This is a genomic window from uncultured Dialister sp. (assembly GCF_937959425.1).
Classification (GTDB): Bacteria; Bacillota; Negativicutes; order Veillonellales; family Dialisteraceae; genus Dialister.
This window is the reverse complement of record NZ_CALGPS010000149.1, coordinates 1-11,095: the sequence shown is the minus strand read 5'-3', so window position 1 is coordinate 11,095 and position 11,095 is coordinate 1. Positions and strand designations below refer to the sequence as shown.

9 protein-coding genes are annotated in these 11,095 nt (G+C 55.7%); 8 read left to right on the top strand and 1 reads right to left on the bottom strand.

From position 1 onward, the window contains the following. Window positions 1–863 precede the first annotated feature (863 nt). The 8 genes from aroF to Q0482_RS06230 all read left to right on the top strand — a co-directional run bounded on the left by aroF (window position 864) and on the right by Q0482_RS06230 (window position 10,262). Entirely contained in the window at window positions 864–1,880 is a 1,017-nt protein-coding gene (gene aroF, locus Q0482_RS06265) for a 3-deoxy-7-phosphoheptulonate synthase (RefSeq protein ID WP_299144770.1), read from the top strand. An 861-nt stretch (window positions 1,881–2,741) separates the two neighbouring features. Next, window positions 2,742–3,638, top strand: coding sequence for a prephenate dehydrogenase (locus tag Q0482_RS06260; protein ID WP_299144768.1), 897 nt, complete (start codon window positions 2,742–2,744; stop codon window positions 3,636–3,638). Further along, window positions 3,625–4,692 carry a 3-dehydroquinate synthase gene (gene aroB / locus Q0482_RS06255; RefSeq protein WP_299144766.1) on the top strand — a complete coding sequence of 356 codons (1,068 nt, stop codon included), beginning with the start codon at window positions 3,625–3,627 and terminating at the stop codon, window positions 4,690–4,692. Before Q0482_RS06260 ends, aroB begins: the two co-directional genes overlap by 14 nt. Before the next feature lie 10 nt (window positions 4,693–4,702). Next, entirely contained in the window at window positions 4,703–5,977 is a 1,275-nt protein-coding gene (aroA, locus tag Q0482_RS06250) for a 3-phosphoshikimate 1-carboxyvinyltransferase (RefSeq protein ID WP_299144764.1), read from the top strand. A 404-nt stretch (window positions 5,978–6,381) separates the two neighbouring features. Continuing rightward, window positions 6,382–7,482, top strand: a complete 1,101-nt coding sequence (gene aroC, locus Q0482_RS06245) for a chorismate synthase (RefSeq protein ID WP_299144762.1) — start codon at window positions 6,382–6,384, stop codon at window positions 7,480–7,482. Next, window positions 7,472–8,308 (top strand): prephenate dehydratase, encoded by an 837-nt coding sequence (gene pheA / locus Q0482_RS06240; protein WP_299144761.1) that lies wholly within the window; start codon window positions 7,472–7,474, stop codon window positions 8,306–8,308. The genes aroC and pheA overlap by 11 nt, the downstream gene beginning before the upstream one ends. A 644-nt stretch (window positions 8,309–8,952) precedes the next feature. Next, window positions 8,953–9,759 carry a shikimate dehydrogenase gene (locus tag Q0482_RS06235; RefSeq protein WP_299144759.1) on the top strand — a complete coding sequence of 269 codons (807 nt, stop codon included), beginning with the start codon at window positions 8,953–8,955 and terminating at the stop codon, window positions 9,757–9,759. Then, complete coding sequence (locus Q0482_RS06230; protein WP_299144757.1) at window positions 9,756–10,262, top strand: shikimate kinase; 507 nt, start codon at window positions 9,756–9,758, stop codon at window positions 10,260–10,262. Before Q0482_RS06235 ends, Q0482_RS06230 begins: the two co-directional genes overlap by 4 nt. Window positions 10,263–10,462: 200 nt before the next feature. Here the strand turns inward: Q0482_RS06230 and Q0482_RS06225 are convergent, their stop codons facing one another. Then, window positions 10,463–10,672, bottom strand: coding sequence for a 4-oxalocrotonate tautomerase family protein (locus Q0482_RS06225; protein WP_296982511.1), 210 nt, complete (start codon window positions 10,670–10,672; stop codon window positions 10,463–10,465). Window positions 10,673–11,095: the final 423 nt, after the last annotated feature.

Sequence of the window (11,095 nt, the reverse complement as noted above, 5' to 3'; positions counted from 1 at the left end):
ATTTTGAGGGTGTTTTAGTCTATTTTTGCAAAGGGTGGTTTTTTAACAGCCACTAAATAGCTTGCTATTCGCGTCGCCCCATTCCTCGCATTACATAAAAATTCAAGAATAAAAGCAGACAGTGATTGAATCAGCGCTTCCCTAGGTTTGACAGACGCTTCGCGTCTGAGGGTTGTGGTATCGCCTGACGGCGATGAGTATATGCTGCCTGTCGGCCGCCGACAGGCGTCATTAAAAACTTATTGCCGCGAAGCGGCAATCCACAACCCTCGGGCCATAGGCCCGTCAAACCTGCGAACCCTCCGGACGACAGGCCGGTCAATCTTAAGAACCCTGCCACGCAGTGGCTCCAAGGGCAATCTACAACCTTCGGGCCATAGGCCCGTCAAACCTGCGAACCCTCCGGCCCATGGGGCCGGTCAATCCTAAGAACCTTTTCCCCCAACCCTTCTACATAACCTGCCTGCGTCAGCAGGCCATAACCTGCGGCGCCAGCCGCGCCCCCTTCCCCTCTGAGCCCTTCCCACCGCCGGAGCCGCAGTTTCCCCTTGACAAAACCCATTCCATGAGCCTATACTAAGCTAACTTCTAACGAAAGGAGAGGGAATCATGAGACTCAATTCCATGAACGCAGGAATGGCATATGATGTCTTTGGCTGGAGCTATTATTATGGCTTCGGTTACTTTTGCTGCGCTTGTGATGAGTCTCGTTCCCTTTCCAGATAAAGTATTTCCAAAATGAAAGGACAGACTCACAGAGCCTGTCCTTTTCTTTTTAGAAGGATGGAAGGATAGGAGTTAGGAGAAATGGGATGGAAATCCCGGAGAATTGAAGGAGCCTGTACAGGCAGAGGAGGAACATCATGATTATTGTAATGAAACAGAACGCACCGCTTACCGCTATCGAACAGCTGGAACAGGAAATGAGGGACCGCGGATTCCAGGTGGACCGCAGCAAGGGTTCCAGCAAAGTAGTGCTTGGTCTTGTGGGGGATACGTCTGCCCTGGATGAAAGGGATTTCCTCAGCAATCCCTGGGTGGATAAGGTGATGCGGGTGCAGGAACCCTACAAACGGGCCAGCCGCGCTTTCCATCCGGCCGATACGGTGGTGGATGTGAAGGGCGTGAAAATCGGCGGGAAGAAACTGGTGGTCATGGCAGGTCCCTGCTCCATTGAAACGCCACAGCAGATCGGCGGCATTGCCAAAGCTGTGAAATCTTCAGGAGCAGCGGTGCTCCGTGGCGGCGCTTTCAAGCCCCGTACGTCTCCCTACTCCTTCCAGGGGCTGGGAGAAAAAGGACTGGACCTTCTCATTTCCGCTGCCCACAGGGAAAACATGCCGGTGGTAACGGAACTCATGAGTGCTGATAAAATCGGTATGTTCCTGGAAAAGGGCGTGGACATCATCCAGATCGGTGCCAGGAACATGCAGAACTTCGACCTCCTGAAGGCCGTGGGCCGTCTGAACGTGCCGGTGCTCCTGAAGCGGGGCATGTCCGCCACCATCGAAGAATGGCTCATGAGTGCGGAATACATTATGTCCGAAGGAAATCACAACGTGATTCTCTGCGAACGGGGCATCCGCACCTTTGAAAAGGCGACCAGAAATACGCTGGACCTGTCGGCGGTGGAAGTGGTGAAGGAAAGAAGCCACCTGCCCATTATCGTTGACCCCAGCCACGCCACAGGCCATCGGGAAATGGTACCGTCCATGGCCATGGCTGCCATTGCTGCCGGTGCCGATGGCATTATGTGTGAAGTTCATAATGATCCGGAACATGCATGGTGTGATGGAGCGGAATCCATTACGCCAAAGACTTTTGATGACCTCATGGGAAGGCTGAAACAGCTGGCCCCCATTGTGGGAAGAGAACTGTAATCAGAAGCCCTGCATGCTCTTTCGGAATGGAGAAAAGGCAGGGCTCATAGGGGCTCTGCCTTTTGTGACACTTGCGATGCTTACCGGTATTCCCGGACGCAAAGGGAAAAGGTTCTTATGATTGACGGGGCTTTCGCCCCGAGGGTTCGCAGGTTTGACAGACGCTCTGCGTCTGAGGGTTGTGGTGGCGCCCTGTCGGGCGCAATATAAATACTGCCTGCGGCAGGCCCCCTATGGTGGCTGGCGCCACCACCTTCCCCTCCACTTCGTGGTGGGACAATAAAGCTTCGCGGGCCTGATATCTCATAAGTTGCTCTAATTTAAGCACGGGTTGTTGTGCCCCCGCTTGCGGGGGAAAGGTGGTGCCGTAAGGCACCAAAGGGGGAAAGCGGCCAAAGGCCGCTAATCACCGAGATGCATATCTTGCTTATGAATCCAAAGGCATCAAGCCGGAATCGGCCGGGAGCTGGCAGCTGGTTGCTGCCTGTTGCGTCTCTGATTTTAGCGGCGCCTTCCCGCCGACTGGTATTTATTACCATTTGTCTCATATACGACATGTACTGCGCGCATTCTGCATAGAATGCGCGAGTCGACCAAAGTTGGCCCTTAGCCTGCTCATAAGAGGGCTTTCCTTTTGGTTGGTCGACCGGCCATTCTTCACTTCGTTCAGAATGACGGGTTTGGCGGGAAGGTAGGTACGTAACGCTGTCTTTATACTCATCGCCGCGAAGCGGCGATACCACAACCCTCGGGCCAAAGGCCCGTCAAACGTAAGAACCCTCCGGCCCATGGGGCCGGTCAATCCTAAGAACCTTTTTTCACAACCTTTCTACACAACCTGCGGCGCCAGCCGCGCCCCCTTTGAACCCTTATTCTTACCATACAAAGGAAACCATTATGAACAGTGACTTTAGAAAGATCCCCATCGCCGTCATCGGCCTTGGCCTCATGGGAGGCTCCTTTGCCAAAAGGCTGAAGGAGCTGGGCCATCCGGTGATTGGTCTGAACCGCACGGAAAGTGTGGCGAAGGAGGCCTTGGCCATGGGAATCGTGGACTCTATCGACCCCATGGATTTGAAGAAGGCGGAAATCGTCATTTTCTGCACGCCGGAGAAGGGGACCCTCTCCTTTATCAAAGAGCATCTCCCCCTCCTTCATGAAAGGGCGGTGCTCACCGACATTGCCGGCGTGAAGAACGGCTTTGCCAAGGAAGTGAAGGCCCTCCTTCCGGAAGGTTTGGACTTCGTGTCCGGCCATCCCATGTGCGGGAAGGAAGGGGCAGGCCTTGCCCAGTCGGATGGCGCCATTTTTGACGGCGCCAATTATGTGCTCATTCCGGAGCCCTGGAACAGCCCTGCCCACCTTTCCCTGGTGAAGCGCATGGCGGAGGAGCTGGGCTGTGCCCATGTGCCGGTGGTGACGGCAGAGGAGCATGATCGGGCCATTGCCTACACCAGCGACCTCACCCACGCAGTGGCCACCGCCCTCATGAACAGCAGCTCCTATTCGGAAAAGACAAAGTATTTCATCGGAGGCTCCTTCCGGGACGAGACCCGGGTGGCCGATATTAATGGAAAGCTCTGGACCTCCCTTTTCCTGGCCAACCGGGAGAAGCTCCTGGAGGAAATCGACCGGTTCAGCGAAGCGCTGCAGCAGCTCCGGGGTGCCATTGCAGAAGAAAAGGAAGAGGAAATCACCGCCTTTCTGGAAGAGGCGGGCAGAAGAAGAAGGGAAATGATACATCGTGGCAACAGTTAATGTAAATCTTGGGAAAGATTCCTATCAGATTGAAATCGAGCGGGGCCTCCTTGACAAGGTGGGCCGCAAAATTCGCGCTCTCACGAAGGCGGAAAAAATCGCCGTCATCACCGACGACCATGTGGAACCCCTCTATGGAGAGCGCATCCGGAATGTGCTTACGGAAGCGGGTTTCGACGTGCGGGTCATCGCCATTCCGGCGGGAGAGGAAAGCAAGAATATGAAGGTCCTTGCCGACGTGTACGACGCTTTATCGGAGTTCAATATGTCCCGAAGCGACGCCCTTGTCACACTCTCCGGCGGCGTGCCGGGGGATTTGGGCGGCTTTGCGGCGGCCACCTACATGCGGGGCATTCCCTTCTTCCAGATTCCCACCACCATCCTGGCCCAGATTGACAGCTCCGTCGGCGGCAAGGTGGCAGTGGACCTTCCCAGCGGGAAGAATCTGGCCGGCGCCTTCTACCAGCCCAAAGGGGTCTTCATCGACCCGGACCTGCTGAAGACCCTTCCTACCCGCTACGTCCATGACGGACTGGCGGAAGCGGTGAAGTACGGCTGCATCGGAGACCGGGAACTTTTTGAAATCTTTGAATCCCTGGAAACGGAAGCGGATCTGGAAAGCCGCATGGAAGAAATCATCCTCCACAGCGTGCTGCAGAAAACAAGGGTGGTGGAGGAAGACGAATTTGACAACGGCCAGCGGCAGATTCTCAATTTCGGCCACACCATCGGCCACGCCGTGGAACGGTATTTCCACTACTCCACCTTCACCCACGGCGAAGGGGTGGCCATGGGCATGAGCCTTTTGACGGAGCAGACCGAAAGGATGGGCCTCACCGAAAAGGGCACCGCCAGCCGCCTCATCCGGGTGCTTCATAAGCTGTCGCTCCCCACCTCCATCGGCGTTCCGGCGGAGGAACTCATTCCCCAGATTATGCACGACAAGAAAAGAAGGGGAAAGAACATTACCCTGGTGGTGCTGAAGAAAATCGGGGAAGCGGAGCTTCTCACCATTCCTACCGACGAACTTTCCAAATACATTGTGACAGGCTGAGGAGGATTTCATGAAAATCACCATCCACCCGGGTCCCCTCTCCGGCACCCTTCGGGTACCATCGTCTAAGAGCATGACCCATCGGGAAATCATAGCCGCCGCCCTGGCAGAAGGGGTGTCGGAGGTCACCGGCGTCACCTGGTCCGAAGATATCGAAGCCACGGTACGCATCCTTTCCCTTTTGGGGGCCGATATAGAAAAGAAGGAAGAAGAAGGGAGCCTCACCCTTTCTATCCGCGGCGGTCTTAAAAGGCAGGAAGGAATCCTTCATGCCGACGCCGGCGAATCGGGCTCCACCCTCCGTTTCCTTATTCCCCTGGGCCTGTCCTCCGGGAATCATGTGGTCTACACCGGTCACGGCCGTCTGGCAGAGCGGCCTCTTACTCCCTACTACCGCCTCTTTGACAAAAAGGGGATTTCATACCATACCCAGGGAGGCCTTCCGCTGGAGGTATCCGGCAAACTCACCGGCGGTCTCTACGAACTTCCCGGCGACGTGAGCTCCCAGTTCTTCACAGGCCTTCTCTTCGCCCTTCCCCTGGCGGAAGAAGACTCCGTCCTGCAGAGCACCACGGCTCTGGAATCGAAGAGCTACGTGGATATGACAGTGGACACCCTCTCCCGCCACGGCATTACCATTTACGACAGGGGAGAGGGACGCTATGACATCCCCGGCGGACAGCACTATCAAAAAGGCACCTTCGCCGTGGAAGGAGACTACTCCCAGGCCGCCTTCTGGCTCACCGCCGCTCTTTCCGGCGGAAATATCACCCTCACCGGCCTCTCCGACACCTCCCTTCAGGGAGACAAGGCCATTGTAAGCCTGTTTCAGCACATGGGCGGTCATATGGAAAAGACGGAAAAAGGACTTGCCGCCAGCCGGAGCAGCCTGCATGGCATGACCATGGACGCGGAAAACGTGCCTGACCTGGTGCCTGCCTTTGCCGCCATGGCCGCCGTAAGCGAAGGGGTGACGGAAATCATCCACGCCGGCAGGGTGCGGCTCAAAGAGTGCGACCGCCTCCACGCCATGGCGGTGGAACTCCATAAACTGGGGGCAGACATAGAAGAAAAGCCCGAAGGCCTTGTCATCCGGGGGAAACCTGCCCTTTCCGGCGGCACCGTATCCTCCTGGAACGACCACCGCATAGCCATGGCCATGGCTGCCATCACCCCCAGGCTCACCGGCCCCCTCACCATAGAAGGGGCGGAAAGCGTAAAGAAATCGTACCCCCGCTTCTGGGAAGACTTCCGGAAAGTGGGAGGGGAGATCGTGGAAGAGTGAGAAAGCTATCCGCTATCGGCTATCGGCTTACCGCTGGCTAATGGCTGCTTGCTGTATGCCCGATTGCAAGAGAGTTATTCAGAAATCAGACGGTCAGACCTCAGACAGTCAGACTTCCCGCCTCCCTCCGGCCATTCTTCGCCTGCGGCTCAGATGACAGTTGAGGGCGGGAAGTATAGCGCGTAACGCAGGCTCCTTCCACTGGAAGGAGCTGGGGGGCAGGGCGGAGGATAGGCCTTTGCGGAGCAAAGGCGGCATATAAAATGATTGCCCGAAGGGCAATCCACAACCCTCGGGCCACAGGCCCGTCAAACTTAAGAACCCTCCGGCCCATGGGGCCGGTCAAACCTAAGAACCTTTTCCTTAAATCACCACCAGCCCACTAATTATTACAGGAGAACACCATGAGCAATACATTTGGAGAAACACTGAAAGTCACTATCTTTGGCGAATCCCACGGCACCGCCATCGGCGCCGTGATTGACGGCCTCCCTGCGGGGATTTCCTTTGACTTCGAGGCGGTGAGGCGGGAGATGGCCCGCCGGGCGCCGGGGAGTTCGAACCTGGCCACGCCGCGGAAGGAGAAGGACAGCTTCGAAATCCTTTCGGGTTATTTCAATGACCACACCACCGGCACTCCCATGGCCATGGAAATCAGGAATGGAAACCAGCATTCCAAAGATTATGACATTTTAAAGGACCACATGCGTCCGGGGCATGCGGATTATACGGGCTTTGTGAAATATGGCGGCTTCAACGATTACAGAGGCGGCGGCCATTTTTCCGGCCGCATTACAGCGCCCCTCACCTTTGCCGGCGCCATTGCCCGGCAGGTACTGGAGAAGGAGGGCATTTTCATCGGCGCCCATGCCCTGGAGATTCACGGCATCAAGGACAGGCCCTTCCATCCATTAGGCGAGGAGAAGGCTTTGTTTGACAGGCTGGATACCATGAAGCTTCCCGTGGTGGATGAAGCGGCGGGAAAGGCCATGGAAGACGCCATCCTTTCCGCCCAGAAGGAAGGGGATTCCGTAGGCGGCGTGGTGGAATGCATGGCCCAAGGCCTTCCGGTGGGACTGGGGGACCCCTTCTTTGATTCCCTGGAAAGTGAAATGGCCCACATCATGTTTTCCGTGCCGGCGGTGAAGGCCATCGAATTTGGAGAAGGCTTCGGCTTTGCCTCCCTCTATGGCTCTGAAGCCAATGACAGCCTCCATTATGAAGAGGGGAAACCCGTGGCCCTCACCAACCACAACGGCGGCGTGCTGGGCGGTATTTCCAGCGGCAGTCCCCTTCTCTTCACCCTGGCGGTGAAGCCCACCGCCTCCATCGGCAAGCGGCAGCGGACCATCAATATTTCAACAAAGGAAGATACGGACCTTTCCATTGGCGGCCGTCACGACCCCTGCATCATTCCAAGGGCCATTCCGGTCATCGAAAACGCGGCAGCCCTGGTGATTCTGGATTTGATTCTTACGGACAGGAGGAATTCCCATGTCGGATAAAGCGATTCGGGTAGGCTGCTACGGCGCCAAGGGTTCCTATACCTATGAAGCCATGGAGCAGCAGTTTGGAAATAGAAAAAGAGAGGAATCCTATTTTCCTCTCTTTGAAGATGTGGTGAAAGCGGTGCAGGAAGGGGACATCGACTACGGCGTGGTGCCCATCGAAAACTCCTCCACCGGCGGCATCACCGAAGTGTACGACCTCATCCAGCGCTACGGCTGTGCCGTGGTGGGAGAGCAGATTGTGAAAATCGAGCACAACCTCTTGGGACTGCCGGGAGCGAAGCTGGAAGACATTGACACCGTCTTCTCCCATCCCCAGGGCTTTGCCCAGTGCCGCCCCTTCTTCAACAAGCACCGGGACTGGACGCTGAAGCCCTATTTCTCCACCTCCAGGAGCGCTGAAAAAGTGGCCCAGGACGGAAAGAAGAACCAGGCCGCCGTGGCCAGCCGCACCGCCGCCCGCCTCTACGGCCTCACCGTGCTGGCGGAAAATATCTTCTTCAACGCCAGCAACTACACCCGCTTCTTCATCATCGGGCCGAAAATGGAAATCAAGCCGGAAGCGGACAAAATCACCCTGGTCATCTCCGTACGCCACGAACCGGGCGCCCTCTACCACGTGCTGGGCTACTTCTTCTACGGCGGCATGAACATGACCCACCTGGAATCCCGCCCCATGGAAGGAAGACCCTTCGAATACTTCTTCCACATCGATGTCATGGGCCGCCTGGAAGATCCCTCCAACGCCCAGACCCTTCGGGGATTAAAGTCCATGTGCACCTATTTCAAAATTCTGGGGAACTATCCCGCCTGTAAGGCGTAAGGGAAGGAGACATAGCGGCGCTGGGATGTATTCCAGATAGGGGAAAAGGGGCGCCGCTGGCGCGGCAGGTTGTATACAAGGGTTGTGTTCCTAAAGGGGGAAACGGCTCACTGGATTTTGCGTGTCGCTTTGCCCCCTACGAATCCAGCTCGCATAGCGCAAAATGTGTTCGCTGTGCATCGCTGCCGCTCAGGGGGCAGGACACTCATTATCGTATCCCATGCCTCTAATGGTAAGTGTAGAACGGCCTATTCTGCCCCCTGAACAGGGGGAAGTCCGCCGTAGGCGGATAGGGGGTGGCCGCCGTTAGACGGCCAATCGCCGTAATGCTATTCTTGCTTATAAATTTAATGTATCATGCCGAACTCAGCTAACTGCTAATTGCGAGCCGCTGCTGCCTCTACCCTCAGCACGTAACGCTGACTATAAAAATCGTCGCCCTGTCGGGCGGTTCACAAGCCTCAGCCGCTGAAGGCGGCTGTCCTCCCCTGGGCGGAGCGGACACAACCCTTCTGCATAACCTGCGGCGAAGCTGCCCCCCATTTTTTTTCTTTTGAACCTTCTGAACCCTCTGAATCCTCTGAACCTGGGCCGCCCAGCGGCCCTTTGGGCAATGCCGCCCATCATATAGAAAGGAGCCAACCATGAAACTGGGCCTTTTGGGAGAAGTGCTGGGACACAGCCTGTCTCCTGTGATTCACGAAAAACTATTTCAAAAGATGGGGATTTCATCCACCTACAAACTCATCGAAATCCCGAAAGATACATTGCAAAAGGACCTGCCGTCCCTTCTTGCTTCCTATGACGGGCTGAACGTGACCATTCCCTACAAGGTGGATGTCATTCCCTTCCTGGACGGACTGTCGAAGGAGGCAGCCACCATCGGCGCCGTGAACACCATCGCCTGCAAAAAGGGCAGGCTCCTGGGCTTCAATACGGACTACATGGGATTTTCCCGCACCCTTGACCGCATCGACTGCCGCATGGAAGGAAAAGACGCGGTGGTGCTGGGCCACGGCGGCGCGTCCCGGGCCATCATCCAGTGCCTCTTCGACCGGAAGGCCGGCGCTATTCATGTCATCAGCCGCCATCCGGACAGGGTGGATGAAGATTTCCTTTCCTTTGCAGAAAAAAGAAATGTAAAAATCGAGAGCTATGACAGTCTGCAGGGAAAAGGGGAAAGATACCTTCTGGTGAACGCCACCCCCGTAGGCATGTATCCCAAAACCGGCGTATCCCCTCTCCCCTCGGACATCGCCGCCGCTTTTCCCAAAGTGGTGGATATTATCTACAATCCGGCGGAAACGAAGCTCCTCCATGATGCCAGAGGCAGACGAATCAACGGCATGTACATGCTGGTCATGCAGGCCATGGCGGCAGAGGAAATCTGGATGGGAAGGGACATTCCCGGAAAAGTAATAGATGAAATCGTGGAGGAAATGACCCAATGAAAAACATCGTCCTCATCGGCATGCCGGGCTCAGGCAAAACCACCTTCGGAAAGGCGCTGGCAGAAAGACTCTCCCGTCCCTTCGTGGATGCGGACCTCTACCTGGAGGCAAAGGAACAGCGGACAATCAAGAGCTTCTTTGCAGAAAGCGAAAAAGCCTTCCGGGATGCGGAAGAAAGAACCATCCGCGACCTGGCCGGGAAAGAGGGACTCATCATAGCCACCGGCGGCGGTGTGGTCAAGCGGGAAATCAATGTGGAAAGACTTCACAAAACGGGCCTCATCATCTTCATCGACCGGAAAGCGGAAGACATTGCAGGCGACGTGGAAGTAGAAAAAAGGCCCCTCCTGAAGGAAGGGCCGGAAAAGGTATTTGCCCTCTATAAAGAAAGAATCACCCTTTATAGAAAAGCAGCAGACCGGATACTGGAAAACCGGGGCAGAGAGGAAGAAGTCCTCTCCCGCCTCCTGGATATGGTGGACGGGATAGATGGCAGAAATTAGAAGATAGACAATAGAAGTCAGACAATCAGAGGACAGAAATCAGACTTCCCGCCTCTTCGCCCTATGGTCATTTCGCGGATAGAAACATGACGCAATGGGAAATCAGGGAAGGGTAGAAGGGTGAGACCCCGCCTTCCCTGTTCTGCCCATGACCGCCGGCGAATACTCTTTCCTGTTCATACAAGGCCCCTGGGGCCTTTTTATTTTTTCCTTTTCTCCCTCGCCACCAGAATGGGGTCCCCGCCCAGTCCCCAGTTCTCCAGCGGAACCTCATCAATTACCACCACCGTGGTGGCAGGATTCTTGTGAAGCACATCAGCCAGAAGACCGGTCACGCCGCTGATAAGCTGCGCCTTCTGCTCCGGCGTAACATTTCCTTCCTTCGTAATCTTGATATTGACGTAGGGCATAGAGAACCTCCTTATATAATATATGAAACCAAAGCTGTCATTATTATACAGGAGAGAAGGGGAAGAGAGATAGAGTCTGCTGTGAGCGGCGATGACTATATTCCGCCCTGCGGCAGAAGGAGTGCATTTCCATCGCCCGTCAGGGCGGTTGGCTTGTTTTCCACGGGCGAAGCCCGGTTGTATGGTTTTAAACATATACTCATTGCCGCCTCCGGCGGCAATACCACAACCCTCAGTGCCGGAGGCGCTGTCAAACTTCAGAACCTTAAGAACCTTCGGGGCGAAGCCCCGTCAAACTTTGGAAATACAGCATAGTGCCGTAAGTGACACCAAAGCAAAAAAATTCAAAAACCCTGTTGACACAAACTCCCATCCATGGTATCATCATACCTGTCGCCGCGAGAGCGGCGGCCCCGCGAAGTT

Excerpts from the sequence above, each read along its gene's own strand:
- aroF (WP_299144770.1), top strand. The coding sequence starts at position 864 with ATGATTATTGTAATGAAACAGAACGCACCGCTTACCGCTATCGAACAG.
- aroA (WP_299144764.1), top strand. The coding sequence starts at position 4,703 with ATGAAAATCACCATCCACCCGGGTCCCCTCTCCGGCACCCTTCGGGTA.
- aroC (WP_299144762.1), top strand. The coding sequence starts at position 6,382 with ATGAGCAATACATTTGGAGAAACACTGAAAGTCACTATCTTTGGCGAA.
- pheA (WP_299144761.1), top strand. The coding sequence starts at position 7,472 with ATGTCGGATAAAGCGATTCGGGTAGGCTGCTACGGCGCCAAGGGTTCC.
- Q0482_RS06235 (WP_299144759.1), top strand. The coding sequence starts at position 8,953 with ATGAAACTGGGCCTTTTGGGAGAAGTGCTGGGACACAGCCTGTCTCCT.
- Q0482_RS06230 (WP_299144757.1), top strand. The coding sequence starts at position 9,756 with ATGAAAAACATCGTCCTCATCGGCATGCCGGGCTCAGGCAAAACCACC.
- Q0482_RS06225 (WP_296982511.1), bottom strand. The coding sequence starts at position 10,672 with ATGCCCTACGTCAATATCAAGATTACGAAGGAAGGAAATGTTACGCCG.